At 67.5% G+C, this 25,973-nt stretch carries 27 protein-coding genes; 10 read left to right on the forward strand and 17 right to left on the reverse strand.

The genetic code is table 11. The annotated features are described in order from the left end of the window. Positions 1-9: 9 nt before the first annotated feature. The 4 genes from AB4Y68_RS03840 (at position 10) to AB4Y68_RS03855 (ending at position 3,858) form a co-directional block, all read left to right on the forward strand. Positions 10-507: a SixA phosphatase family protein gene (locus AB4Y68_RS03840; protein ID WP_441454190.1), complete on the forward strand. Its 498-nt coding sequence runs from the start codon at positions 10-12 to the stop codon at positions 505-507. After that, positions 504-860 carry a DUF952 domain-containing protein gene (locus tag AB4Y68_RS03845; RefSeq protein ID WP_441454191.1) on the forward strand — a complete coding sequence of 119 codons (357 nt, stop codon included), beginning with the start codon at positions 504-506 and terminating at the stop codon, positions 858-860. The genes AB4Y68_RS03840 and AB4Y68_RS03845 overlap by 4 nt, the downstream gene beginning before the upstream one ends. Further along, positions 857-1,894 carry a quinone-dependent dihydroorotate dehydrogenase gene (locus AB4Y68_RS03850; RefSeq protein WP_441454192.1) on the forward strand — a complete coding sequence of 346 codons (1,038 nt, stop codon included), beginning with the start codon at positions 857-859 and terminating at the stop codon, positions 1,892-1,894. Before AB4Y68_RS03845 ends, AB4Y68_RS03850 begins: the two co-directional genes overlap by 4 nt. Before the next feature lie 68 nt (positions 1,895-1,962). Next, the gene (locus tag AB4Y68_RS03855) at positions 1,963-3,858 is read left to right on the forward strand and encodes an ATP-binding protein (RefSeq protein WP_441454193.1); all 1,896 of its coding nucleotides are present in this window, start codon (positions 1,963-1,965) and stop codon (positions 3,856-3,858) included. Between the two features lie 9 nt (positions 3,859-3,867). On the opposite strand, the gene AB4Y68_RS03860 is transcribed toward AB4Y68_RS03855, so the two are convergent. After that, the gene (locus AB4Y68_RS03860; protein ID WP_441454194.1) at positions 3,868-4,290 is read right to left on the reverse strand and encodes a very short patch repair endonuclease; all 423 of its coding nucleotides are present in this window, start codon (positions 4,288-4,290) and stop codon (positions 3,868-3,870) included. Positions 4,291-4,313: 23 nt separating this feature from the next. Next, a complete protein-coding gene (locus AB4Y68_RS03865; protein ID WP_441454195.1) occupies positions 4,314-4,802 on the reverse strand; it encodes a peroxiredoxin in 489 nt (162 codons plus the stop codon). 140 nt (positions 4,803-4,942) lie between these two features. Here AB4Y68_RS03865 and AB4Y68_RS03870 point away from each other — a divergent pair, with 140 nt between their 5' ends. Continuing rightward, on the forward strand, positions 4,943-5,515 hold the full coding sequence (locus AB4Y68_RS03870; protein WP_441454196.1) for a YqgE/AlgH family protein: 573 nt from the start codon (positions 4,943-4,945) through the stop codon (positions 5,513-5,515). A gap of 16 nt (positions 5,516-5,531) precedes the next feature. On the opposite strand, the gene AB4Y68_RS03875 is transcribed toward AB4Y68_RS03870, so the two are convergent. The 11 genes from AB4Y68_RS03875 to coxB form a co-directional block, all read right to left on the reverse strand. Beyond that, complete coding sequence (locus AB4Y68_RS03875) at positions 5,532-7,199, reverse strand: putative bifunctional diguanylate cyclase/phosphodiesterase (protein ID WP_441454197.1); 1,668 nt, start codon at positions 7,197-7,199, stop codon at positions 5,532-5,534. Then, positions 7,196-7,819: a GNAT family N-acetyltransferase gene (locus tag AB4Y68_RS03880; RefSeq protein WP_441454198.1), complete on the reverse strand. Its 624-nt coding sequence runs from the start codon at positions 7,817-7,819 to the stop codon at positions 7,196-7,198. The genes AB4Y68_RS03875 and AB4Y68_RS03880 overlap by 4 nt, the downstream gene beginning before the upstream one ends. Before the next feature lie 42 nt (positions 7,820-7,861). Continuing rightward, on the reverse strand, positions 7,862-9,076 hold the full coding sequence (locus AB4Y68_RS03885; protein ID WP_441454199.1) for a M16 family metallopeptidase: 1,215 nt from the start codon (positions 9,074-9,076) through the stop codon (positions 7,862-7,864). Between the two features lie 50 nt (positions 9,077-9,126). Beyond that, positions 9,127-9,849 carry an SURF1 family protein gene (locus AB4Y68_RS03890; RefSeq protein ID WP_441454200.1) on the reverse strand — a complete coding sequence of 241 codons (723 nt, stop codon included), beginning with the start codon at positions 9,847-9,849 and terminating at the stop codon, positions 9,127-9,129. Then, positions 9,846-10,193 (reverse strand): DUF983 domain-containing protein, encoded by a 348-nt coding sequence (locus AB4Y68_RS03895; RefSeq protein ID WP_441454201.1) that lies wholly within the window; start codon positions 10,191-10,193, stop codon positions 9,846-9,848. The genes AB4Y68_RS03890 and AB4Y68_RS03895 overlap by 4 nt, the downstream gene beginning before the upstream one ends. Before the next feature lie 59 nt (positions 10,194-10,252). Next, a complete protein-coding gene (locus AB4Y68_RS03900) occupies positions 10,253-11,131 on the reverse strand; it encodes a cytochrome c oxidase subunit 3 (protein WP_441454202.1) in 879 nt (292 codons plus the stop codon). Positions 11,132-11,186: 55 nt separating this feature from the next. Next, positions 11,187-11,753 (reverse strand): cytochrome c oxidase assembly protein, encoded by a 567-nt coding sequence (locus AB4Y68_RS03905; RefSeq protein ID WP_441454203.1) that lies wholly within the window; start codon positions 11,751-11,753, stop codon positions 11,187-11,189. Continuing rightward, a complete protein-coding gene (locus AB4Y68_RS03910; protein ID WP_441454204.1) occupies positions 11,750-12,007 on the reverse strand; it encodes a hypothetical protein in 258 nt (85 codons plus the stop codon). The genes AB4Y68_RS03905 and AB4Y68_RS03910 overlap by 4 nt, the downstream gene beginning before the upstream one ends. Positions 12,008-12,011: 4 nt before the next feature. Then, the gene (locus AB4Y68_RS03915) at positions 12,012-12,980 is read right to left on the reverse strand and encodes a heme o synthase (RefSeq protein WP_441454205.1); all 969 of its coding nucleotides are present in this window, start codon (positions 12,978-12,980) and stop codon (positions 12,012-12,014) included. 64 nt (positions 12,981-13,044) lie between these two features. Further along, positions 13,045-14,697 carry a cytochrome c oxidase subunit I gene (gene ctaD, locus AB4Y68_RS03920; RefSeq protein WP_441454206.1) on the reverse strand — a complete coding sequence of 551 codons (1,653 nt, stop codon included), beginning with the start codon at positions 14,695-14,697 and terminating at the stop codon, positions 13,045-13,047. 23 nt (positions 14,698-14,720) lie between these two features. Further along, positions 14,721-15,668 carry a cytochrome c oxidase subunit II gene (coxB, locus tag AB4Y68_RS03925; RefSeq protein WP_441454207.1) on the reverse strand — a complete coding sequence of 316 codons (948 nt, stop codon included), beginning with the start codon at positions 15,666-15,668 and terminating at the stop codon, positions 14,721-14,723. A 250-nt stretch (positions 15,669-15,918) separates the two neighbouring features. On the opposite strand from coxB, the gene AB4Y68_RS03930 reads away from it, so the two are divergent. From AB4Y68_RS03930 to tldD, 4 genes are all read left to right on the forward strand, one after another. Continuing rightward, positions 15,919-16,335: a PadR family transcriptional regulator gene (locus tag AB4Y68_RS03930; protein WP_441454208.1), complete on the forward strand. Its 417-nt coding sequence runs from the start codon at positions 15,919-15,921 to the stop codon at positions 16,333-16,335. Continuing rightward, complete coding sequence (locus AB4Y68_RS03935) at positions 16,332-16,898, forward strand: DUF1700 domain-containing protein (protein WP_441454209.1); 567 nt, start codon at positions 16,332-16,334, stop codon at positions 16,896-16,898. The genes AB4Y68_RS03930 and AB4Y68_RS03935 overlap by 4 nt, the downstream gene beginning before the upstream one ends. Before the next feature lie 17 nt (positions 16,899-16,915). Continuing rightward, entirely contained in the window at positions 16,916-17,692 is a 777-nt protein-coding gene (locus AB4Y68_RS03940; RefSeq protein ID WP_441454210.1) for a GIN domain-containing protein, read from the forward strand. Between the two features lie 106 nt (positions 17,693-17,798). Beyond that, positions 17,799-19,229: a metalloprotease TldD gene (gene tldD / locus AB4Y68_RS03945; protein WP_441454433.1), complete on the forward strand. Its 1,431-nt coding sequence runs from the start codon at positions 17,799-17,801 to the stop codon at positions 19,227-19,229. Between the two features lie 35 nt (positions 19,230-19,264). On the opposite strand, the gene AB4Y68_RS03950 is transcribed toward tldD, so the two are convergent. After that, positions 19,265-20,203 carry a TraB/GumN family protein gene (locus tag AB4Y68_RS03950; RefSeq protein WP_441454211.1) on the reverse strand — a complete coding sequence of 313 codons (939 nt, stop codon included), beginning with the start codon at positions 20,201-20,203 and terminating at the stop codon, positions 19,265-19,267. 489 nt (positions 20,204-20,692) lie between these two features. On the opposite strand from AB4Y68_RS03950, the gene AB4Y68_RS03955 reads away from it, so the two are divergent. Then, positions 20,693-22,726 (forward strand): TonB-dependent receptor plug domain-containing protein, encoded by a 2,034-nt coding sequence (locus AB4Y68_RS03955; protein ID WP_441454212.1) that lies wholly within the window; start codon positions 20,693-20,695, stop codon positions 22,724-22,726. 168 nt (positions 22,727-22,894) lie between these two features. On the opposite strand, the gene AB4Y68_RS03960 is transcribed toward AB4Y68_RS03955, so the two are convergent. The 3 genes from AB4Y68_RS03960 to AB4Y68_RS03970 form a co-directional block, all read right to left on the reverse strand. Next, positions 22,895-24,820 (reverse strand): peptide MFS transporter, encoded by a 1,926-nt coding sequence (locus AB4Y68_RS03960; protein WP_441454213.1) that lies wholly within the window; start codon positions 24,818-24,820, stop codon positions 22,895-22,897. Positions 24,821-25,137: 317 nt separating this feature from the next. Continuing rightward, positions 25,138-25,533: a large-conductance mechanosensitive channel protein MscL gene (gene mscL, locus AB4Y68_RS03965; protein ID WP_441454214.1), complete on the reverse strand. Its 396-nt coding sequence runs from the start codon at positions 25,531-25,533 to the stop codon at positions 25,138-25,140. A 13-nt stretch (positions 25,534-25,546) separates the two neighbouring features. Continuing rightward, a complete protein-coding gene (locus tag AB4Y68_RS03970) occupies positions 25,547-25,837 on the reverse strand; it encodes an integration host factor subunit beta (protein WP_105562595.1) in 291 nt (96 codons plus the stop codon). Positions 25,838-25,973 lie beyond the last annotated feature (136 nt).

Raw genomic sequence — 25,973 nt, forward strand, 5'->3', positions numbered from 1 at the left:
GCGAGCCCCATGCAGCGACTGATCCTGATGCGCCACGCCAAGGCCGAGAAGACCGCCCCCGGCGGCGACATCGACCGCCCCCTGTCCAAGCATGGCCGCGACGACGCCCTGGCCATGGGCCGCGCCCTGGCGGAACGCGGTCTGCGCCCCGACACGGCCCTGGTGTCCAGCGCGCGTCGCACCCACGAAACCTGGGACGCGGTCAGCGAAGCCATGGGCGACGTCGAGGTGCATCTGCTTCCCTCCCTCTACAACGCCTCCACCGCAACGCTGCGCCGGGCGGTCGAAGCCGCCGAGGACGAGGCCGGCTGCCTGCTACTGGTGGCGCACAATCCGGGGGTGCATCAGCTGGCTGTCGAATATCTGATCGAGAGCGCGGCCTCGCCCAGCGTGCTGGACAAGATGAGCGGCGGCTTCCCCACCGGGGCGGCGGCCGTCTTCGCCGTCGATGTCGCCGGACGCCCTTCCTATGAGGGTTGGCTGACCCCGCACGACGTCGAAAAATGACCGCCGACCTGCCGACCACGGCCTTCAAGATCCTGAGCCGCGCCGATTGGCGCGCCGCCCTGGCCGAGGGCGGCTATGACGGTTCACCCGTCGACCATGCTGACGGCTATATCCACCTGTCCGCCGCCGACCAGTTGGCCGGCACCGCCGCCAAGCACTATGCGGGCCAGGACGACCTGATGCTGGTCGAGGTCGACCTGACGGCCCTGGGCGACGCCCTCGTCTGGGAACCGTCGCGCGGCGGGGCGTTGTTCCCCCACATCTACGGCCCCCTGCCCGTCGCGGCGACGCGGGGCGTGCGCGCCCTGTCGGTGACGGACGCGGGCGAGATGATCCTGAGCGAGACCCCATGAGCCTGACCGACCTCGGCGCCATCGCCCTGCGCCAGCTGGACCCCGAGACCGCGCACCGGTTGGCGATCCGCGCCCTTCAGGTCACGCCGCTTCCGACGCCGGGCGCCGACGATCCGATCCTGCGCACCCGTGTGGCCGGTCTGGACATGCCCAATCCCGTCGGTTTGGCGGCGGGCCTCGACAAGAACGGCGAGGCGCTGGAAGGCCTGTCGCGGCTCGGCTTCGGCGCGGTGGAATGCGGCTCGGTCACGCCGCGCGCTCAAGCCGGAAATCCCAAGCCGCGCCTGTTCCGCCTGGCGGAGGACCGGGCCGTCATCAACCGGATGGGCTTCAACAACGAGGGGCTGGAGCCCTTCGCCGCGCGTCTGGCCCATCGTCCCAAGCGCACGGCCATCGGCGCCAACCTGGGGGCCAACAAGGACACCGAGGACAAGGCGACGGACTATGTCGCGGGTCTGCGTCGTCTGGCGGGTCTGGCCGACTATTTCACCATCAACATCTCCTCGCCCAATACGCCGGGTCTGCGCGCGCTGCAGGGCCGCGAGGCGCTGGACGACCTGCTGGGCCGCATCCACGAGGCCCGCCCGACCGACGGCGCGCCGGTCTTCCTGAAGATCGCGCCCGACCTGATCGGCGAGGAGATCGGCATGATCGTCGAGGCGTCGCTGGCGCACGGCATCGACGCCCTGATCGTGTCCAACACCACGCTGGAACGGCCCGCCTCGCTGAGATCCGCCTTCGCGGGCGAGGCCGGCGGCCTGTCGGGCGCGCCGCTGAAACCCTTCGCGCTGAAGGCGCTGCAGGCCGCCGCCGAAGCCGCCGCCGGGCGGCTGCCGCTGATCGCGGTGGGCGGCATCGAGAGCGGCGAGGACGCCTTCGCCCGCATCCGCGCCGGCGCCTCGGCGGTCCAGGTCTATTCGGCCCTCATCTATGAAGGCCCCGGCCTGATCGGACGGATCAAACGGGACCTCGCCGCGCGTCTGCGCGCCGAGGGCTTCGCCGCTCTTTCCGAAGCGGTCGGTTCGGGCCGTTGACGGAGCATTAGGGCAAACCGCGCCATCATCGTCTCGATAGGCGGACTCCCGCCTGCTCGGAAGGACGCATGACGCAAATCGCCGCCGACGCCCTGACCGTATGGGCGCCCGCCATTCGCCAGCGACGCAAGTCGATGCTGCAACGCCTCGTCATGGGCGCGGCGACGGCATTGGTGTTCAGCCCGGTGCTGGGCTGGGGGCTCAGCACGGCCTGGCTGGCGATCTATTTCCTGATCCAGTTCGCCGAAGCGGCGATCTTCGCCCCCGTGGTGGCGGGCAAGGTCACGGCCCCCGCTGGATGGCGGGGCCTGTGCGGCGACCTAGTGCTGATCCTCAACGCCAGCTTCCTGGGCGTTCTGGCGATCCCGCTGTGGCTGATCGGGGGCCCGATGGGCGGCGTGGCGGCCGCCATCCTCCTTTCGGCCGGAACGGTCAACTCGGTGGTCATGTCGGCCGGATCCATGCGGGTCTTCGCCTGCACCGTGCTGCCGCAACTGGCCTATCTCGCCCTCACCCCGCTGTTCATGATTCAGTGGGGCGCGCCGCCGCATTTCGTCACCGCCGTCGCCATCGGCGTCCTGTCCTACACCGTCTTCTGCCTGAACACGCGCCAGCACATCTACCGCGTCGGCCTCGCCGAAAGCCGCGCGCGCCTGGACGCGGAGCGCAGGCGCGAAGAGGCGGAGACCGCCATGGCGGACCGCAGCGCCTTCCTGGCGGCTGTCGGCCACGACCTGCGCACGCCGATCAGCGCCATCCTGACGGGCGCCAACGAACTCGATATCGCCGCCAAGCCCGCCCTGGCCCGTCAACAGATCGCCCTGATCACCGACGCCGGCCTGATGATGAAGGCGATGCTGGACGATCTTCTGGATCACGCGCGGCTCGACGCCGGGCGGATGAATGTCGAGAGCCGCGATTTCGATCTGCGGCTGCTGCTGTCCCAGACGGCCCGCCTGTGGGCCGGACCGGCGCGCGCCAAGGGTCTGCGCCTGCGGATGGAGGGCGCTCGCCTCCTGCCCCGCATGGTGCGCGGCGACGCCATGCGGCTGCGTCAGGTGCTGAACAATCTGATCTCCAACGCGATGAAATTCACCGAGGCGGGTTCGATCACGCTCGACCTTCAGGCCTGGCCGGACGAACACGGCGCCCATGTACTGCTGATCAGCGTCGCCGACACCGGCCCCGGCATGAGCGCCGCCCAACTGGCCCGCCTGTTCACGCCCTTCGACCAGACGACGGACGGCGTCGCCGCCCTGTACGGCGGGTCGGGCCTGGGGCTGGCGATCAGCCGCGACCTGATCCAGCTGATGGGCGGACGGCTGACAGTGCGCAGCGCGCCCGGCGAAGGCTCCGTCTTCACCGTTTCCCTGGTCCTGCCGCGCGGCTCGGCCGCCGATATTCAAACCGTCCTGACGCCCCAAGCGCGAGGCCTAGTCGCCAAACCCCTGCCCCGAACGAGATCAGTCGCGGCTTCGCCTCCGGCTGCGGCAGAGCCGGAACCGCTCGCGGCCGTCGAACCTCCCGCCGAAGTCGAAGAGGCCGCCCAGCCGGACGACGGACGCCCGCTGCGGGTGCTGGTGGTGGACGACCACGCCATCAACCGACGCGCCATCCAGTTGATCCTCCAGTCGCTGGACTGCGAAATCACCATGGCCGAAGACGGGATGGCCGCGCTTCAGGCCTGCGAGGGCGCGCCCTTCGACGTCATCTTCATGGACGTGCGGATGCCCGAACTGGACGGCCGCGAAACCACGCGCCGCCTGCGCGCCGCCGGCGGGATCAACGCAGCGACGCCGGTCATCGCCGTCACCGCCGACACCGCGCCCGAGGACATCGCCGCCTGCACCGCCGCCGGGATGAACTATTTCGTGTCCAAGCCCCTGACGCCGGGCGCCCTGCTTCAAGCCCTGTCTCAGGTCCTGGAAGAAGCCGCTGTCGCCCCCGAGAGCGCGGCGGCCTGACCTCCGCTTCTAGTTGACGGCTTCGCCGCGGATCTCGGCCAGAAGAGCCTCGCCAAAGTCGGGCTCGCGCAGACGGCATTCCCACACCGTCACGACCCGCCAGCCCGCCGCCGTCAGTTCCGCCTCCACGCGGGCGTCGCGGGCGCGATTTCTGTCGATCTTGGCGATCCAGTAGTCCGCGTTGGTCTGGGGCTTTCGCGCGCCGCGCGGACAGTCGTGGCCGTGCCAGAAACAGCCGTGGACGAAGACGGCGAGCTTGCGCCCCTTCATCACCAGATCAGGCCGTCCGGGCAGGCCGCAGCCGCCCAGACGATAGCCGATCCCGGCGGCGCGCAGCATCCGCCGGACCTTCAGTTCGGGCGCGGTGTCGCGCCCCTTCACCCGACGCATGACCGCGCTGCGTTTTTCCGGGGTGAAGACGTCGGTCGTCATGGTTCAACCCATGACGGCCGGGATCACAGCTGGGCCAGCAGGTGTTCGGCCGTGGACACCTTGAACTCGCCGCCCTGTTCGATGTTCAGTTGGTCGACCACGCCGTCCTTCACCAGCATGGAGTAGCGCTGCGAACGCTCGCCCATGCCGAAGCCCTTGGCGTCCAGCGTCAGGCCGACGCTGCGGGTGAAGTCGCCGTTGCCGTCGGCCAGCATGACGATGTCGTCCGCGCCGTTGAGGCCATGGTCCTTGGCCCAGGCGCCCATGACGAAGGCGTCGTTGACAGACAGGCAGGCGACCGTGTCGACGCCCTTGGCCGCCAGGTCGGCGCGGTTGTCCGCGTAGCCCGGCAGGTGGCGGGCCGAGCAGGTCGGAGTGAAGGCGCCCGGCACGGCGAACAGGGCCACGGTCTTGCCCGCGAACAGTTCGCTGGTGGTGACCGGCTTGGGGCCGTCGGCGGTCATGGTGGTCAGGGTCGCGTCGGGGATGCGGTCGCCGATCTGGATAGTCATGCGGGGTCTCCGGGGCTGAAAGGCCCGGGGAATCCGGGCGGCGTTCAGATGCTCAGATAGAGAGGCTAACCGGGATCGCCAAGGCGGCTTCGTTCCATGTGCGCCTTGCGTCGGGGCCGCCGGACCCCGATGATAGAGGAATGACCGCCTTTTCCTCCCTGACCGGGCGTCTTCTGGTAGCCATGCCGGGCATCGACGACGACCGTTTCCGCCACGCCGTCATCCTGATCTGCGCCCACGACGACGAGCACGCCATGGGTCTGCGGCTGGACCAGCCGGCGCCGGGCGTCTCCCTGTCCGACGTGCTTCATAAGCTGGACACGCCGAACGCCGACGCCATGAAGGACCGCTCCGTGCTGATCGGCGGGCCGGTGGAACGCGAGCGCGGCTTCGTCCTGCACACCGACGACTGGACCAGCGAGGAGGACGTCACCCTGACCTTCGGCGACGGCCTGGCCATGACCGGCACGCGCGACGCCCTGAGCGCCATGACCGACGCCGAGGACGGACCGCGCCAGTCGATCCTGCTGCTGGGCTACGCCGGCTGGGGCGAAGGTCAGTTGGAGGAAGAGCTCAGCGAGAACGTCTGGCTGACCGCCGACGCCGATTCCGACCTGATCTTCGACGGCGACTATCAGACCAAGTGGAGCCGTGTCCTGGCGGGTCTCGGCGTCGACGCCGCCCGTTTGTCCGCTCAGAGCGGCCGCGCCTGACGGCCGGCCGCAGACGCTAGGCCGAGCGCGCCTTGATCGGCGCCGTGCCGTCGGCCAGCGACTCGTTCAGATAGACCTCGGCCTCCTGGGCCGGCAGGGCGGGCGCATAGCCGAAACCCTGGCCGTAGTGGCAACTGGCGTCCAACAGCAACCGCGCCAGCCCGGCGTTCTCCACCCCTTCGGCGACGACCTCGAGCGACAGGTCGCGGCCCAGGTTGACGACGGACTTGACGATCTTGGCCGACCCCTCGTCCTTGTCCATCGTCAGAACGAAGTAGCGGTCGATCTTGAGTGTGTCGAACGGCAGGCGGGCCAGATAGGACAGTGACGAGAACCCGGTGCCGAAATCGTCCAGCGCCAGACTGGCCCCGACCTCGCGCAGCCGGGTCAGGACCTCGGCGGCGTGCGCGGTGTCGCGCATGATGTCGCCCTCGGTGACCTCCAGCTTCAACGCGCCGCGCGGCAGCCCGGCCTCCTGGATGATGCGCGCCACGTCCTCGACCAGGTGCGGCCGCTCGATCTCGCCGACCGACAGGTTGACGCTGCAGAACAGCTTGCCCGCGCTGGGGTGGCGCTGCAGCCATTCCGCCAGTTGACGCGACGCCTGGGTCATCATCAGCAGACCCAGTTCGTTCATCAGGCCCATTTCATCGGCCAGGGTCAGGAACTCGTCCGGCGGCACCAGGCCGCGCCGGGGGTGACGCCAGCGCACCAGGGCCTCGAACCCGGCGACGGCCCCGGTGTTGAGGTTGACGATGGGCTGGTAGAAGGGCTCGACCTCACCGCGCACGAAGGCGTTGCGCAGATCCGCTTCCAGCGCCAGCCGTGACAGGCTGTCGGACTCCAGCGCCCGGCCATAGGCCGCCGCTCCGCCGCGCCCGGCCGTCTTGGCCTGCTCGACCGCCAGTTCGACCCGGCGCAGCAACTCGGCGGGATCGGGGGCATCCGGCCCGCCCTCGGCGGCCACAGCGCCGATGGAGACGGTGGGATAGATGTCGAAGCCGGCGACGCGCAGCGGTTGCTCCAACGCCTCGCGAACCCGGTCGCTGGCGCTCGTGCCCCCGCGACGGGTCAGGACGGCGAATTCGTCCTCGCCGATCCGCGCGGGCGAACATTCCTTCGAGAAAGCCCCCGACAGCCGCGAGCCCAGGGCCGACAGCACCAGATCGGCGCGCTCATGGCCCAGGGCCTCGTTCAGACGGCGCAGACGGTCGACGTCGGCCACCACCAGTTCGTAGTCGCCCGGCTCGGCCAGGGTCTCAGCGGCCCGAACCAGGAAGGTGCGCCGATCCAGCAGGCCGGTCAGCGTATCCCGGTCGGCCCCGGCGAACTTGGTTTCCAGGGCGACGACGCCCGCCGCGCGCAGCCCTTCCTCCAGCCAGACGCCGCGCCACAGGCAGGTCTCGCAGCCGCGCATGCGCAGGCGCACGGCGATTTCGGTCCCCTCGGCCTGGGGCTTGAGCAGGCGGTCGGCCAGGGCGCGGTCCTGGGGCATGGTCAGGGCGGTGAAGGCCGCGCCCGAACACTCGGGGGCCAGGGGTCCCAGGCCCAGGGACCGGGTCGCGCCGGTAAAGCGAATTTGGTCTTCGGACGGCGTCCAGATCCAAAGGGCGGCGTCAGCGGCGGCCAGCGCCTCGATCGCCGTCGTCGGGTCCCAGGTCAGCGCTCTGGATCGTGTGCTCAAAGCGATTCCCGAATCGAAGGACTGGACGCGACCGGGTCAGGGACGAACTCGTCCCGAATAACGCCGAACAACAGATGATCTGCCCATGCGCCGTTAATTTTCAAATAAGCTTTCGCCAGTCCCTCGTCCCGGAAGCCCGCCTTTTCCAGCACCCGGCGCGAGGCCTGATTGGACGGCACGCACGCCGCCTCGACCCGGTGCAGCCCCAGGGGCCCGAAGGCGAAGCTCAAAATCGCCCGCGCCGCCGCCGTGGCGATCCCCCGGCCCGCATAGGGTTGGCCGATCCAGTAGCCCAGCGTCCCGGTCTCGGCCACGCCGCGCCGGATGTTGGACAGGGTGATCGCCCCCATCAACGTCTCTTCTGCGGGGTCGAAAATGAACAGCGGCCAGGCCGTGCCCAGTTCCATCTCACGGGCATAGACCCCCAAACGGCGACGAAACGCCGCCCGGGTCAGATCGTCCTCGGCCCAGGCGGGCTCCCACGGCTGGAGATAGTCGCGCGAGCCGTCGCGCAGATCGGCCCATTCGGCATGGTCGGCTGGACGCGGCGGGCGCAGCAAGACCCCCTGTCCGTTCAGGACCGGTCCGGTCGCTTCCGCCATCCAGTCGAACAGGGCCATCGCGGCAGATTAGCGAGAAGCACCGCCGACGCCAGCCACGACTTAACTGGCCTTCAGTCGCGTGGCGAAGGCCGATCCCGCCGCCGCCGCTGCCTTGGGTCCCAGTACCGCCGTCGCCGCCAGACCCGCGCCCGCCAGCGCCCGGCCGACCTGACGCAGATCGTCGCCGGTCTGGGCCAGGATGCGGGCGGCGCTGTCCTCGGACGAGACCGGCGCGCCGAAGATCAGGGTCTGGGCGGCGTTGCGGCCGGCGCGGCTGGCGGGGCTTTCGTCGGCCATCCACAGCGTCGCATTCAGCACGGCCTTGGCGCGCGACAGTTCGGCGTCGCTCGGGCCCTTTTCGGCCAGGTCCAGCAGTTCGGCGGCGCAGACCTCGGCCAGCTCCACGGCCCGCTCGGCGGCGGCCCCGGCGTAGATGCCCAGCACCCCGGCGTCCTCATAGGCTTCCTGATAGGCGTCGATGGCGTAGGCCAGGCCCCGATCCTCGCGCGCGCTCTGGAACAGACGCGAGGCCATGCCGCCGCCGAGAATTTCGGTGAACAGACGCAGCGTCGGCAATCGCGGGTCCAGCGCCCCCATCGTCGGCAGTTGGAAGACCAGGTTGGCCTGTTCGATCTTTCGAGTCAGTCGAGCCTCGCCCCCGACGAAGACGGCGGGCGCCACGGGCTGGAGCCGGGTCGCGGCCTCCTGACCGAACCAGCGCTCGACCAGGGCCAGCAGTTCGCCCTCCTCGACCGCGCCCGAGACCGCCACCACCATCCGGTCGGGCGAATAGAGCTGGGCGCGCCACTGGGCCACGGCGGCGCGGTCGGCGGGGGCCAGGCTGGCGACGGTGCCGAGGATGGGCCGACCCAGCGACTGACCGGCGTAGGCCCGCGTCTGGGCCATTTCGAAGACGTGGTCGTCGGGGGTATCGAAGGCCTCGGCGATCTCCTGGGCCACGACGTCCTTCTCGCGGACGATCTCGGCGGGGTCGAGCGTGGGGCGGAAGACGAGGTCGGATACGATCTGCATGGCCAGGGGCAGCGAGCCGTGCAGGGCGCGAATTTCGAAACTGGTGCGCTCATAGCCGGTGGCGGCGTTGATCGAGCCGCCTTCGGCCTCGATCCGCTCCACGATGTCGCGCGCGCCCATGTCGCCGGCGCCCTTGAACACCAGATGCTCCAGCAGATGCGACCAGCCGGAGCGCGCCTCGTCCTCCATCCGCGCCCCGCCGCGCACGGCGACGGTCAGGGCGAAGGTGCGAAGGCCGGGCATGGGGTCGCAGACGACGCGGACGCCGTTGGACAGGGTGTGGAGGCGAGCGGTCAGGATTCTGTGTCCTTGCGGGTCATGCGGCGGCGCAGCAGCACCCCGTAGAAGGCGATCAGGGCGGCGGCGAGACCGAACCAGGTCAGGGCGTAGCCGAGGTGGTTGTTCGAGAAGGCGGCGGGGGGCGCCGAGGGCTGGAGCGCCTGCCAGCCGGGGTTGGTCGAGGTCGTGGCGAAGACGGTGAAGGGCGACACCGGCCCCTCGACCTTCAGCGAGCGGGCCATGGCCTCGGCGTCGCGGCCGTAGAAGCGGCCCTGGGCGGGCGGCGGGGTCAGGGCGCTGGGCGCAGGGGCGCGACGCAGGACGCCGGTGATCACGACCGGCATCGTGTCGTCGGCGTTCACCGGGGGCCGGGCTGAGACCTCAGCGGAGACGAAGCCGCGATCCACCAGCAGGGTCGGGCCGCCTTCAACCGGACAGGCGGAGACCAGACGCACGCCCGCGTCGCTGTTCTCGATCGACTGAAGCTCGACAAAGGACGCCGCCGACAGGCCGCGACAGCTCAGGATGACGCGGCGGAACTCGGGGTTCTCGACCTTCAGCGCCTCGGCCAGCGGCACGGGCGGCAGATCGGCGGCGGCCTCGGCCCCAGCGATCAGGCCCTCCTTCCACTGCATCCGCTGCACCTGCCAGACGCCGAGCGTCAGCAGGACGCCCAACAGAAGAACAGCGAGGACGGTCAGGACGACGGGGAAACGGGGACGAACGGCAGCAGTCATTTCGGGTCTCGGGTTCGCAGCATCTGAAGCGCCGTCATCAAGCCCTTGCCGGGCCGCATCAGGCCCAGAGCGAGGGCCGCGACCAGCGGCAGCCAGACGATCAGGTGCAGCCATATGGGGGGATGCCAGGCGATCTCCACCGCCAGGGCCGAGAAACCGACGATGAAGCCGACGATCTGCATGATGAAGGTGGCGGCGCCGTCCCCGGTCTCGACCGAGGCGAGGTCATAGCCGCAGTTCTCGCAGACAGGGCGGACCTTCAGAAAGCCCTGGAACAACCGCCCCTGGCCGCAGTTGGGGCAGCGGCCCCGAAGGCCGGCGCAGATTGCCTGACCGCCAAGCAAATCGGCGCGGGACTGTTCGTCCCGCGCCGCTTGAAGTGCAGTTCCTGGTTCGCTCAACTTCACCCGAAGGTGACGTAGACGAAGGCGAACAGGAAGAGCCAGACCACGTCCACGAAGTGCCAGTACCAGGCGGCGGCCTCGAAGCCGAAATGCTTCTGCGGGGTCATCTGCCCAGCCTGCAGACGCAGCAGGCAGACGGCCAGGAAGATGGTGCCGATGGCGACGTGGAAACCGTGGAAGCCCGTGGTCAGGAAGAAGATCGAACCATAGAGCTTCGAATGGGCGGCCGCTTCGCTGAAGAAGAAGTGCTCGTGCAGGATGTGGTGATACTCGTAAGCCTGAACGCCAGTGAACAGCACGCCCAGCAGGACGGTGATCAGCAGGCCGATTTTGGCGGCCTTGCGGTCGCCGACCTGCAGCGCGTGGTGCGCCCAGGTCACGGTCGTGCCCGACAGCAGCAGGATGACCGTGTTCAGCAGCGGCAGGCCCCACGGGTCCAGCAGCTCGACGCCCTTGGGCGGCCAGGTCTTCCAGGCGGCGGCGGTGTCCATCCAGTTGCCGATTTCCGGCGTCAGGGCGCGCGATTCATTGAAGATCGCCATGTCGAAGAACATCCAGAAGAAGGCGACGAAGAACATCACTTCCGAAGCGATGAACAGCACCATCCCGTAGCGCAGCCCGATCGAGACGACCGGGGTGTGGTCGCCCTTGCGGCTTTCCTTGATCACGTCCGACCACCAGCCGAACATGGCGTAGAGGACGCCGGCCAGACCGGCGAAGAAAACGTATTTCGTCCCGGCTTCCAGGCCGAACAGGCCCTTCATCCAGATGACCGCGCCGACGAACATGACCACGGCGGCCATGGACGAGATCAGCGGCCACGGGCTCGGGTCCACAAGGTGGTAGTCGTGATGCGGTTTTGCGTGCGCGTCGGCCATTCCAGGGTCTCTGAATTAAGGCGAGAGATCGTTATGACAGGGGCTATAGCGCCCGCTATCCGGCTTTGCCAGTAGCGGTTTCAACAGAAGCCGCCTGCTCGAAGCCCTTGGTGGGGAAGAAGGTGTAGCTGAGGGTGATTTCGCGCACCCCCTTCGACTCGGAATCCGTCGCCATCTCGGGCGCGACGAAATACTGGACCGGGAAGGCCTTGGTCTCGCCGGGCGCGATTTCCTGGCCCTCGAAGCAGAAGCACTGCAGCTTCTGGAAATAGGGACCGGCGCGTTCGGGCACGACGTTGTAGGCGGCCGTCGCGTGGATCGGCCGATCCGAGGTGTTGGTCACGTCGAAATAGGCCATGCCGGTCTCACCGATTCGCACCCGCTGGCTGACCTGCTCGGCCTTGAAGATCATCGGCAGGTCGCGGACATTGGTGTCGAAGCGGATCAGGACCGTCTGGTCCAGAACTTGGGTCGGCGCCGCCTCGGCCTTTTTCACCGTGCCGTCGAAGCCCGTCACCTGGCAGAAAAGGCGATACAGAGGCACGGCGGCGAAGGCCGCGCCCGTCATCCCCATGACCACGGCGGCGCAGATCAGGGCGACGAGGTTCTTGCGGTCCTTCACTGCGCAGGCTCCGCGACCGCCGCCTCCGGGGCGGGCGGAACGGGGGCCGGCAGGGCGGGATCGACGCGATCCAGCGCCGCCGCCGCTGCGGCCTCGGCCGCCTTGCGGGCCTCGGTGTTGCGCTGAAGGTTCACGACCGTGACGATGAAAACCAGGACGATGAAGCCGACCAGGCCTAGGGCGATGGCCACGTTGCGGCGCTTGCGCGCGCGCACTTGATCGTCGGTCAGCTTGATAAATTCAGGACGGGTCACGCGGTCAGGCTCCCAGGCCTGGCAACTGCTCGACCAGCAAGGCCGAGAACAGCGCCATCAGATACAGGATGGAGAAGGCGAACAGATTGCGGGCCGGTTTGGCCTCGGCGCGGACGTCATACAATGCGGCCTCTCGCCCCACAGCCTCGGCCTTGTCCGGCTGGTCGCCGGCGCGCGAACGCCACAGGCGGACCGCCAGGGCCAGGAAGAACAGGCCGCCGGCCACCGACACCGCCAGATAGACCACGCCGCCCAGGCCGAGGAAGGCCGGGGCGATGGCCACGGGCACGAAGATCAGGGTGTAGATCAGGATCTGCAGACGGGTCGACTTGGCGCCGCGCGCCACCGGCATCATGGGGATGCCCGCCTTGGCGTAATCGCCCGCCGAATAGAGGGCCAGCGCCCAGCTGTGCGGCGGGGTCCACAGGAAGATGATCAGGAAGAGCAGCCAGGCCTGCCACGGCGCCTGGCCCGTCACCGCCGCCCAGCCGATGACCGGCGGCAAGGCCCCGGCGGCGCCGCCGATGACGATGTTCTGGGGCGTCCGGCGCTTGAGCAGCAAGGTGTAGAAGCCGGCGTAATAGACGATGGTCAGGGCCAGCAGGCCGCCGGCCAGCCAGTTGGTCGTCATGCCCAGCAGCATGACCGAGAAGATCGACAGGATGACGCCGAACGCCATCGCGTCATTCTTCCGAACGCGGCCTGCAGCAACCGGACGGCCGCGCGTGCGCCGCATCAGGGCGTCGGTCTCGCCTTCCAGCGCCATGTTCAGGGCGCCGGCGGCCCCTGCCCCCACGGCGATGCACAGGACGGCGATGGCGGCCAGAAGCAAGTTGGGACGGCCCGGCGCGACCACCAGGCCGGTCACGGCGGTGAAGACCACCAGCGACATGACGCGCGGCTTCAGCAGCTGGAAGAAGTCTTCCGGCTGGGAGGTCGTGACGAGAGGAGCTTGACGGTCGGTCATGGTCATTAAAAGCCAAAGGCCGCCCTTCCGGTTACGAAAGGGCGGCCTCTCAAGGGTTATCCGGTTCGGATCAGTGGTTGTCCGCCTTGACCACCGGCAGTTCGTTGAACTGGTGGTGCGGCGGGGGCGACGAGAGAGTCCACTCCAGCGTGGTGGCGCCTTCGCCCCACGGATTGGCTTCGCCCTTGCGGCGACGGATCGCAGCTTCGGCCAGCATCACCAGGAAGACGCCGACGCCGACGATGGTGATCAGGTAGCCGATCGACGAGACCTGGTTCCAGTAGGTGAAAGCTTCCGGATAGTCGATGTAACGACGCGGCATGCCCTGCAGACCCAGGAAGTGCTGCGGGAAGAAGACGAGGTTCACGCCGACGAACATGATCCAGAAGTGGGTCGCGCCGAGGAACTCGTTGTACTTCACGCCGAACATCTTCTCGAACCAGTAGTAGAAGCCCGCGAAGATCGAGAAGATCGCGCCCAGCGACAGCACGTAGTGGAAGTGCGCCACGACGTAATAGGTGTCGTGCAGGCTGTAGTCGATGCCGGCGTTCGACAGGACGACGCCGGTCACGCCGCCGAGGGTGAAGAGGAAGATGAAGCCCATCGCCCACAGCATCGGCGTCTTGAAGCTGATGGAGCCGCCCCACATGGTGGCGATCCAGCTGAAGATTTTCACGCCGGTCGGCACGGCGATGATCATCGTCGCGGCCACGAAATAGGCGCGCAGGTTGATGCTCATGCCCACGGTGTACATGTGGTGCGCCCACACGATGAAGCCGATGAAGCCGATGGCGACCATGGCGTAGGCCATGGCGAGGTAGCCGAAGATCGGCTTCTTCGAGAAGGTCGAGACGATGTGCGAGATGATGCCGAAGCCCGGCAGGATCATGATGTAGACTTCGGGGTGACCGAAGAACCAGAACAGGTGCTGGTACATCACCGGGTCGCCGCCGCCGGCAGGATCGAAGAAGGAGGTGCCGAAGTTACGGTCCGTCAGCAGCATGGTGATGGCGCCCGCCAGAACCGGCAGCGACAGCAGCAGCAGGAAGGCCGTGATCAGCACGCCCCAGGCGAACAGCGGCATGCGGTGCAGGGTCATGCCCGGCGCGCGCATGTTGAAGATGGTGGTGATGAAGTTGATCGCGCCCAGGATCGACGAGGCGCCGGCGATGTGCAGCGAGAAGATCGCCAGGTCGAACGACGGCCCCGCGTGACCGATGGTGGAGAGCGGCGGATAAGCCGTCCAGCCGCCGCCGAAGCCCTTGCCCGGGCCACCGTCGACGAACATCGAGATGCACAGCAGGATGAAGCCCGCGACCAGCAGCCAGAACGAGACGTTGTTCATGCGCGGGAAAGCCATGTCCGGCGCCCCGATCATGATCGGCGTGAAGTAGTTGGCGAAGCCGCCCATGGTCGCCGGCATGACGACGAAGAAGACCATGATCAGGGCGTGGGCCGTGACCGTGACGTTATAGCCGTGCTTGGAGGCTTCGATCAGACCCAGTTGCTGGATGATCGTGCCTTCCTTGAACAGCTGGATGCCCGGCTCGGCCAGTTCCCAACGGATCAGGCCCGACAGGGCGCCGCCGATGAGACCGGTGAAGATGGCGAACATCAGGTACAGAAGACCGATGTCCTTGTGGTTGGTCGACAGGAACCAGCGGGTGAAGAAACCCGGCTTGTGATCGTGATGATCGTCGTGTGCTGCGGCAGCGGTGGCCATGATCGTGGGCTCTCGCGTCTCTATTACTGGGCGGCCGGCGCGACGGGCGCGGCAGCAGGGGCCGCGGGAGCGGCGGCGGTCGGGGCGGCGGCGGCCGGAGCGGCAACGGCGGCCGGTGCAGCCGCAGCGGCGGCGGCAGCAGCTTCGTCAGCCTTCTTCGTCATGGACCCGCCCTTGGAGGCGACCCAGGCGGCGAATTCGGCCTCGGAGACGACGTTGATCTGCATCGGCATGAAGGCGTGGTCGACGCCGCACAGCTCGGAGCACTGGCCATAATAGATGCCGGTCTTCTCGGCGTTGAACCAGGTCTCGTTGACGCGGCCCGGAACGGCGTCGGTCTTCAGACCAAAGGCCGGCAGTCCGACGGAGTGGATCACGTCAGAGGCCGTGACGAGAAGGCGCACGGTCTTGCCAACCGGCACGACCATCGGCTCGTCGGCGGCCAGGCGGTACAGGTGCGGCGGCGCCTTGTCCTCGGGCGTCATGTTCGAGATGTACTCGGCCACGCCCTGGTCGGGATATTCGTAGGCCCAGTTCCACTGGTTGCCGGTGACCTTAACCGTCAGGTCCGGATCCGGCATGTCGTGATAGGCAAACAGCAGGCGGAACGAGAACAGCGAGATGCCGACCAGGATCAGCACCGGCACCACGGTCCAGATGATTTCGACGACCGTGTTGTGGCTCCACTTGGCCGGAACCGGGTTCGAACGCTTGTTGTAGCGGATGGCGATCCAGATCAGCAGCGCCAGCACCAGGACGGTGATGGCGGTGATGACGGGCATCAGAACCCAGTCATGGAAGAAGATCGCTTCGTGCTTCAGCGGCGCTGCAGCGGGTTGCAGGCCGATACCGCCCGGGGTCGGTTGACCCAGCAGATCCTGCGCCCACGCCGGCGCAGCGACGAAGGCGGCAAGAGCGGTCGCGGCGACACCGCCTCCGATCCGCGCCATGGCTCGCGTGCCCATCCCCATTCGAGTCCTCATAAACCGTTTCGCAGCCGATGCTTGCGAGCAATTCGCAAACACCACCGGGTTCGTGCGGAACCTCGGCGTTTCAGGGCCGGTCCATATCGGCTCGGCTTGCGCTTGCCAAGCGATCAAGACGCGCAACACGACGCAGGAGAGGAAAGAACGGCGGATTAATTCGCTGTCATGTACCGACAGCTACCTTGCACCACACGATACCTTGCGATACCCATTCGTCATCACCGAAGGGAACGCCATGCCCGAATCCATCGACATCCAACTGAAGAAAGGCGTGCTGGGATTGTGCGTGCTGGCCCTGCTGGCCCGCTCCGACAGCTACGCCTACGAGATCGCCAGCCGCCTGTCCGACGCCATCGGCATGGGGGAAGGCACCATCTATCCGCTGATGCGGCGGATGCAGTCCGACGGTCTGGTCGAGACCTACATGGTCGAATCGTCCAGCGGGCCGTCACGCAAATACTATCGACTGACCGCCGCCGGTCGCGCCGCCCTGGAAGGCCAGACCAACGAATGGCGGGCCTTCGCCCAGGCGGTCGACGCCCTGGTGGCGGGAACCGCCTCGCACGACGAAACCATAGCGGCGGGCGCGCCGGTCGAACCGGCCGCCCTGACCGACCAATCCGCAGACGCTCAACGGGGAGCTGAACAATGAACCGCGCCGAATTCCTGGCCCGCCTGCAACGCGGACTGGTCGGCCTGCCGACGACGACGGCGGCCGAGATCATCAACGACTATGAAAGCCACTTCGCCGACGGCGCCGCCGCCGGCCGCACCGAGGCGCAGGTCGCCGAGGCCCTGGGCGACCCTGATCGCCTGGCCCGCGAGTTGAAGGCCGAGGCCAGCGCCAAGCGCTGGGGGCAGGAACAGACCGCCTCCTCCGCCGCCGGGGCCGTTTTCGGCATCCTCGGCCTGGGCGCCATCGACATTCTGATCCTGCTGCCCATTGCCCTGCCGGTGTTCGGCACGGTGCTGTCGATCCTGGTCGCCGGGATCGCGGTCTTCATAGTCGGCGGCTTCGTCCTGGTGGCCGGGCCGTTCATCGGCGCGCCGGGCGGCGCCCTGGCGGCGGCCCTGCTGGGCGTCGGCCTGATGGGGCTGGGCATCTTCATGGGCGGCCTGATGGCCCTGCTGACCAAATGGCTGATCGACGCCACGGTCTGGTACGCCCGCCTGCACTACCGCGTGGTCAAACCCGCGCTCGAACCTCAAGCCTGAACCAGGGAGACAAAGACATGATCCGCAATCTGCTCATCATCTCCGGCGCGGGCCTGATCCTGGCCGTCGTCGGCATCGGCGGCTCGTTCGCCGTCGGGGGCCGCGATCTGGCCCGGCACGACTGGACCTGGGAGGTTACCGACAACGACGGCAACGACGGCTTCAAGATCGAGCGCGGCGCCGTCTCGCCGGAGGTCACCCGCACCCTCGCCTGGACCGGCGACCAGCGGCTGGCCATCGATCTGACCGCCGACATCACATACGACCAGCAGGCTGGCGAACCCGGCGTCACCATAATTGGCCCCAAGACCGTCGTGGACCGCGTCCGGTTCGCCAACGGCCGCCTGACGATGGAGGGCGCCCCCAGGGGCGACCACGGCTACATCCGCTGGACCCGTATCGGCATCCAGGGGTGGAGCGAGACCGACGCGCTGAAGGTCGTCATCAAGGCGCCCTCGGTGAAGGCCTTTGACCTGTCGGGCCACACCCAACTGAACATCCGCGGCTACGACCAGCCGACGCTGGATCTGACCCTGACCGGCGCCTCTGACGTCAAGGCCCAGGGCAGGGCCGAGGCCGTGACCCTGGACATCTCGGGGGCCGGCAGCGCCGCACTGGAAGAACTGTTCGTCACCGACGCCAAACTGCGCGTCAGCGGCAGCGGCGACGCCGAAGTCGGCCCGACCGGCAAGGCCGAGATCGACGTCTCGGGCAGCGGCTCGGTCCGCCTGACCCGTCGCCCGGCCCAACTGCGTCAGGACATCAGCGGCTCGGGCGACGTCACCCAGGATTGATCGCCTTCTACCGATGGCGACCGTTCGGCCCCTTTCGCACCGTGAGAGGGGCCGTTTGGCGTCTGGAGCCCGTGACGTGGGCCAGTCGAGCGCCTATCTAGCCTGCATGACCGCAGTCGCCTCCCCCTCCCCCATTCTCGACGCTTCCGGCGTGGCCCCCGACGAGGCCCTGTCCATCCTGCAGACGGCGCTGGCCGGCGCGGACGACGGCGAGCTCTTCCTCGAAAAGACCGAGAGCGAATCCCTGGTCTTCGACGACGGACGCCTGAAGGGGGCCTCCTATGACGCGGTCGAGGGTTTCGGCCTGCGCGTGGTGGCGGGCGAGACCGCCGGCTACGCCCACGCCAACGAGATTTCCGCCGCCGCCATCCGCCGCGCCGCTGACAGCGCCTCGCTGGCCAAGCGCGGCTACGCCGGCAGCGCCGCCGAGGCCCCGCGCGCCACCAATCAGAAACTCTATGACGAGGTCGATCCCCTCGCCTCGCCCGGCTTCTCGGACAAGATCGAGCTGCTGTCGGAAATCGACGCCTGGGCCCGCGCCCGCGATCCGCGCGTGGTTCAGGTCTCGGCCTCCATCGTCGGAGAGCGCCGCGCGGTCGAGATCCTGCGCGCCGACGGCCGCCTGCTCAGTGACGTGCGGCCCCTGGTCCGCCTGAACGTCTCGGTCACGGTCGAGCGTGACGGCAAGCGCGAGAGCGCCTCGTCCGGGGCCGGCGGCCGTGCGGGCTTCGAGGCCTGGATCGCCCCCGACCGCTGGCAGGGCCAGATCGACGAGGCCCTGCGGCAGGCTCTGGTCAATCTGGACGCCATCGATTGCCCGGCGGGCGAGATGGACGTGGTCCTGGGCGCCGGCTGGCCCGGCGTCCTGCTGCATGAAGCCATCGGCCACGGCTTCGAGGGCGACTTCCACCGTAAGGGCTCGTCGGTCTTCAGCGGCAAGATGGGGCAACGTGTGGCCGCCCCCGGCGTGACCGTGGTGGACGACGGCTCCATCGCCGGACGTCGCGGCTCGCTGTCGTTCGACGACGAAGGCACCCCGACCTCGCGCACCGTCCTGATCGAGGACGGCATCATGGTCGGCCTGATGCACGACCGGCTGTCGGCGCGTCAGCTAAGCGCCCAGGCCACCGGCAACGGCCGCCGCCAGTCCTTCGCCCACATGCCCATGCCGCGCATGACCAACACCTTCATGGAGGCCGGCAAGGATTCGAAGGCCGACATGATCGCCTCGACCAAGCGCGGCCTTTACGCCGCCAATTTCGGCGGCGGCCAGGTGGACATCACCAACGGCAAGTTCGTCTTCCAGTGCACCGAGGCCTATCTGATCGAGGACGGCAAGATCACCGCCCCGGTGCGCGGCGCCACCCTGATCGGCGACGGAGCCACGGCCCTGACCCATATCCAGATGGTCGGCGACGACTTCGCCTTCGACCCCGGCGTCGGCACCTGCGGCAAGGCCGGTCAGGGCGTCCCTGTCGGCATCGGCCAGCCCAGCCTCAAGATCGGCGGCCTGACCGTGGGCGGCACGGCGGTTTAACCGTCCGCCGGTCCGACGGCGTCCTCTGGAATATCCTACTGAGCCCCGGCCCGCCACGGCGGTCCCGAGACATCGAGTCCCTGGGCCTGGAGCCGGTCCAATATTCCGTTCGTCTCGGCCAGCAGGTGAAGCGGCGCAACGGCCAGGGTGACGCCCGGCTGGCGTACGGCCTCGTCGATCGCCGCGTTCCAGCCCGAACGCAACCGCGCCTCAGGCCCCGCCGCGCCCCAGGGCCAACAGACGTTGATCGCCTTTTCCAAAGGCGAATTCAGCACAGCCTGAACGTCACGCCGCCGCCAGGCCTCGGCGCGCTGCGCAGCGCTTTCCGGCCCTGCCTCGGCCGCCGCTATGGTCGCCTCCATGCAGGGAACGTGGACCGAGGGCGGAGTGCTGATCAGCATTTCAATCATTTCATCGCCGTGCAGCACCCCGGTCGGTTCGACCTGTACGCGGCGCTTGCGGGCCGACGTCCGCACGACCTCGGCCGCCGCCCGGCTTCGCCGGACATATCCGGCGCGCTCCACCAGCAGTCGATCGGCGCTGACCGTCAGATTCACGCGGTTTTCGGTATCGTCCGCCAGCGCGATGAACCGAGCCTGCATTTCCGGCGACAGATAGTCGGCGCTGGTCTTGCCGTCCGCAAGCAGCATGGCCGATCGGGCCCTCCAGATCAGCCGGCCGATATCGGCGAAGGAAGCGCGTCTGGCCGGCGGGAACAGGACCCGGTCGGCGCCGTCCGCCGCTGCTTGCAGCGCTTCGGGCCGCCACTCCAGATCGCGCGGCAAGCCCTCGACCGCCCCGACCAGGATCAGAGCGTCGTCGCCGCGTCGCACATGCCAGATCGGCGCCTCGGCCCGCCGCGCGACCACGACGATCTCATCGACGGTCGTGGGGACGTCGGTCTGGGCCTGCGCCCCAGCCGCAAAGGCGAATATGGCGAACCCCAGCGCCCAAAACGCATCCCTGATACGCATGCGGTTCCCGCTCAATCCTACATCGCACATCGTTACGGCAAGGGTGCGCGCCCCGTCAAACCCGGCCTCAGCACTTCCACGATGGCCGCCGACGCTCGCGTCAGGCCGACCACAGGGGCTTTAGCCGCGCCGGTTCGTTCGCCCCTTCGGCCCTTCTACGCAGCAGAACGACGGGTCGGCTATAGAGGCTCAACGGTCGGTGAGCTTTGACATCCAGACCGGCTGGAACGCCGGCGGCGCGACCTGGAGCCGTAAGGTCTCGGCGGGCTCGGACCTCGCCCCGTTGCTGATTCTGCCTGCCAACCCGCCATGACCATTCTGCAATATACGACAAGTCATCCCTTCTTGCGTAACAACAATCACCCAAACTGAAATCTGACTAATCGGTAATGCTGTCCGATATTTAATCCACCTGTCCCGCTTGTAACTGGAGACACGACGCATGGGTCGTCAAACCTTTCGCCACGACCGAGGGAGAGGGACGACGCCATGACCAGGACCATTCTGCTGGCCACCACCGCCATGATCCTGGGCGCCGCCGCGCCCGCTCTGGCCGGCACGACGCCAGCGCGCCAGACGGCCGAGGCCCAGGATCAGGGCGTGCTGATCTTCACTCCGGACTTCTTCAAGGACGCTCGCCCCAATACGGCGCTGGACATGGTCAACCGCGTGCCAGGCTTCTCGGTCAACGACGGCGACGGCGCGCGGGGCTTTGAAGGCGCGGTCGGCAACATTCTGATCAACGGCGCCCGCCCCGCGTCCAAGAACGACACCGGCTCCAACGTACTGGGCCGCACCGTGGCCACCCAGGTCGAGCGCATCGAACTGGTCCGCGGCGGCGCTACCGGCATCGACATGCAGGGCTATTCAGTCGTCGCCAACGTCATCCTGAAGACCACCTCGAGCCGCGAACACATTGTGAGCTGGAACGCCAACCTGTTCGAGGGCGGCAGAGATCTGTTCGGCGGCGCCTATCAGTTCACCGCCCGCGAGGGCGACCGCACCTGGGGCGTGACCCTGAACGACGGCATCGGCATGAGCGACTCCAACGGCGCCGGTCGGGTGCGGCGGGTCGACCCCGATGGGTCGGTCCTGCGCGACGAGGCCTATTTCAACGACAATTTCGGCGGCAGTAATTCGATCCGCGGCAACTATTCCAGCCCCCTGCTGGGCGGCAAGATCGATCTGACCGCGCGTTACGGCGTCAACGACTGGCACTCGATCAGCCGACAGACGGCCCACGAGGTGCGACGCGACAACCTCTTCGACAACGACAACACCAGCGGCGAGGTCGGCGTGGTCTACAGCCGTCCGCTGAACGAGAAACTGAAGCTCGAAACCCGCTTCATCCACGAATTTTCCGATTTCGACGGCGTGTCGACCTCGCGCACGCATCTGAACGGCGCGGACAGCCCCGAACAGCTGTTCAGTTCGAACGGAAACTCGTCGGAGACGATCCTGCGCGGCCTGATCCGTTATGAGCGCTCGCCGGCGATGGATTTCGAGACCGGCGGCGAGATCGCCTACAACATGCTGGAAACGACCCAGGCCTATTCGGTCGGCGGCGTCGCCGTTCCCCTGCCCTCGGCCTCGGTCAAGGTCGAGGAGACGCGCGGCGAACTGTTCGGCAAGGCGACCTGGCGGATTAATCCCAAATGGACGCTGGAAAGCGGCCTGCGGCTGGAATCCTCGACCATCAGCCAGTCGGGCGACGCCTCCCAGGAAAAGAGCTTCTTCTTCGCCAAGCCCCGCCTGCTGGCGACCTGGACGCCCATGCCCAACAACCAGTTGCGTCTGCGTTTTGAACGTTCGGTCGGGCAACTGGACTTCAACGACTTCGCCGCCTCGGCCGAGTTCGCGGACGAAAATGTCAAGGGCGGCAACGTCAACCTGCAGCCCGAGCAGCGCTGGATCAGCGAACTGAGCTACGAAAAACGCTTCTGGGGCGAAGGCATCGTCAGCCTCGGTCTGCGCCACGACGAGATCATCGACGTCATCGACATCATTCCGCTGGACGGCGGCCTGTCGGCGGTCGGCAACATCGGCGACGGCTCCCTCGATCAGCTGGCGCTGAACGTCACCGTTCCGACGACCAAGCTCGGCCTGTCCGGCGGCAAGTTCGGTTTCCGCAACACCTGGAACAGAACCGAGGTCACCGATCCGACCACGGGCGAGACCCGGCCCATCTCGAACGTGCGCGCCTCCCAGGCGACCCTCACCTTCCAGCAGGACATCACCTCGTGGAAGCTGCAATGGGGCGGGGCCTGGATCCCGCTGCTGGGCCAGAGGGGGTTCCAGCCGGATCAGGTCTCGGGCTGGCGCGGCCGCGACTATTACGAGCTGTGGGCCGAGTACAAGCCGACCCCGACCCTGTCGATCCGCAGCCAGGTCAACATCTGGGACGACTTCAACGTCGAACGCACTGTCTTCTCCGACCGCGAGACCCGGCCCGTCGCCTTCGTCGAGAACCGCTTCATCGATCCGCGCACCTTCTACCAAATCCGCCTGCGCAAGACCTTCTGAGGACAACCAGAACCCCCGACCCGTCGCTCCCCCCGAAGGATGGACGGGAGGAACGGGGGCCTTCCCCGGAACAACTGAAAAGGGCGGCGCCTCTCGCGAGACGCCGCCCTTTCCTTCTTTACAGACTGGCCTTCGTTACAGACCGGCCTTCGTTGCAGAACTGGACCCTTACGGGTTCAGCGGCTGGGCGATGTTCTGGTCTTCCTGTCCCCGGTCCGTCAGATCGGGGCCGGGATGGCTGTTGGCGTTGTTGGCGCCGTTGGACCAGCCCTTGATGAAGAAGCTGACGACGATGAAGGCCGCGCCGATGGCGATGCCGCCCCAGCCCAGCTTCTCGAAGATGCCCAGCGAGGTGCGCAGCGCCAGACCCGGGTCCAGCACCTGACCGCCGACGGTCTCGGTGCCGGCCAGACCGGCGATCCAGCCGCCCACGAACTGGGCGATGGAGCTGGCCAGGAACCAGACGGCCATCATGAAGCTGACCACCGAAGGCATCGACAGCTTGGTGATCTCCGACAGGCCGACCGGCGACAGGAACAGCTCGCCCGTCGTGTGCAGCATGTAGAGCAGGCCCAGAAGCACGATCGGCATCTGGAAGGCCGAATTCGCCATGCCGGCGCCCCAGACCACGACCATGAAGCCGAGGCCGACCTGGATCAGGCCCAGGCCGAATTTCAGCGTCGGGTTCGGATCCATGCCGCGCTTGCCGAGGAAGGCCCACAGGGCCGCCATGATCGGCGCGAAGATCAGGATGAAGCCGGCGTTGAACGACTGGGTCTGGGCCGCGGTCACAGTGGCGTCGATCCAGAAGCCGGAAGGCGTGATGCCTGCCGCCGCCAGTTGCGCCGGGGTGCCCACGGTGACGCCGAACAGTTGGAAGGCCGTCGGCGTCAGGCTGAGGTCGACGTTACGGTCGGCGAACAGGTTCAGCGAGGTGCCGGCCTGTTCGAACAGGGTGAAGAAGACCACCGAGCCGAAGATCAGCACCACGGCCAGCATCATGCGCTCGCGTTGGGCGCGCGTCTGACAGACCTTGAGGATGACGTAGAGGATGAAGGCCAGGGAGGCGAGCGTGGCGACGGTCAGGACGCTGCCCACCAGGGCGTTGCGCTGGACCATGAACCAGACGATGCCGACGCCGAGAATGCTGAGGATGTAGATGCCCCATTCGCGGTTGATCGGCCCCAGCATCGGCGCCTTGAGCGCCTGCGGGTTCGGAGGCTCGCCCTTGCCCTGCAGCAGCGGCTTGCCGAGCACGAAGACCACCCAGCCCAGAGCCATGCCGACGCCGGCCAGGCCAAAGCCTGCCCACCAGCCGACGGTCTGACCCAGATAGCCGCACAGCACCGCGGCCCAGAAGGCGCCGAGGTTGATGCCGTAGTAGTAGAGGGTGAAGCCCGAGTCGCGACGCGGGTCGCCCTGCGGATACAACTGGCCGACGATGGTCGAGATGTTCGGCTTCAGAAAGCCGACGCCCATGATGATCAGCGACACCGCCAGATAGAAGACGTTGACGCCCGCCATGTCGCGGGTCGCTTCGATCTTGTACTCGCCGGCCGGGATCACGGTCGGCAGGGCGCCGCCCGTCGGCAGGCCTGCGACAGTCAGGCCGCCGCCTTCAGCCGGACCGAAGGCGTATTTCTTGCCGTCGACCACGATGCCGACGTCGCGCGCGGCGCCACGGCCTTCGGCCGCGATCTCATAGGTCTGACCGGCGTAGGTCAGGGTTTCGGTGGCGGGACGGCCTTCGAAGGCCATCATGCCGTGACCGGCGACCAGCAGCAGGGCGCCGAAGGCCACGGCCTTGCGCGTGCCGATGAAGCGGTCGGCCATGATGCCGCCCAGCAGCGGCAGCAGATAGACCAGCGACGTGTAGGAGCCGTAGGCCGACCCCGCCATGGCGTCGTCGAACAGGAAATGCTGCGTCAGGAAGAAGATCAGGATGCCGCGCATCCCGTAGTAGGAGAACCGCTCCCACATTTCCGCGAAGAACAGGATGATCAGTCCGCGCGGGTGGTGTTTCAGGATCTGCATCAGCACGGGCACGCCCGTGACGAAGGTGATGATCAGACCAATGGCGATGACGATGTTCATGAACGGTCCCCCCTGCGCCGGTTCCTGTCGATCGCCCGGGCGACGCCCCGTCGCGATTCACGCAAGCGCGCCCCAAGCGCGCCCCCTCCATCCGTCGTGCTCAACGGCAAACTCCATGCTCGACGCCCCCGACGGGCGCTAAAGCGCGCATAAGCAGCACGGCAGGCCGGCGCGAACAAGCGTTAACGCCGTGACCCGTCGCCGCGATGACGCATTTGTCAGGCCCTGAAATGCAGCTTTAGATTCTGCGACAGGGAAGGGGGCGACTCGAAGCTCGGCGGATTTGACGCCGACGGCGGCCCTTCGCGCTCGCAGGCCTAGGGCCGGGCCTTCAATTCGTCGCGGATTTCGGCCAGCAGGGCTTCGGTCGGGGTCGACGCGGGCGCTTGATCGCGACGCAGTTTGTTGATCGCCTTGACCAGCAGGAAGACGACGAAGGCCACGATCAGGAACTGGATCAGGGTGTTGATGAAGGCGCCGTACTGGATCGACACCTTCTCGATCGCCGGGGTGGCCGGGTTTTCCGGCACCAGCACCCATTCCAGCTTGGAGAAGTCGACCCTGCCCAGCAGCAGGCCGATGGGCGGCATGATCATCTGATCGACCAGACTGGTGACGATCTTGCCGAACGAGGCGCCGATGATGACGCCGACCGCCAGATCGACGACGTTGCCGCGCGCGGCGAATTCGCGAAACTCGGAAAACAGGCTCATCCTCGAATCTCCGTCAGGCGTCGCCAGAAGCGTTCAAACGCTCCCGAAGTTCCTTGCCGCTCTTGAAAAAGGGCACGGCCTTGGCGGGCACTTCCACGGTTTCGCCGGTGCGGGGATTGCGCCCGACGCGCGCGGGACGGCTGCGCACCGAAAAGGCGCCGAAGCCACGCAGTTCGACCCGGCCGCCGTCCGACAGGGCCTCGGTCATCTGGCCCAGGATGACGTTGACGACCCGCTCCACCTCGGCGTGGGTGAGGTGGATGTTCTCGGCCGCCAGCTTCTCGATCAGTTCAGACTTGATCATTCAGGCCCCCGCCCGTGGCTGTTTCAGATGCAGTCGCTTCCGCTCAGGCTCGCACCCTAACCGTCTGACGCCACAGGAAGAAAGGGGGTCGCGTCGATTAGGAGCGATTCTTACGGCCAAGCCCCGACATTGGCGC

Origin of the sequence: Brevundimonas sp. 2YAF1, from assembly GCF_052114745.1 — a bacterium.
Taxonomy (GTDB): domain Bacteria; phylum Pseudomonadota; class Alphaproteobacteria; order Caulobacterales; family Caulobacteraceae; genus Brevundimonas.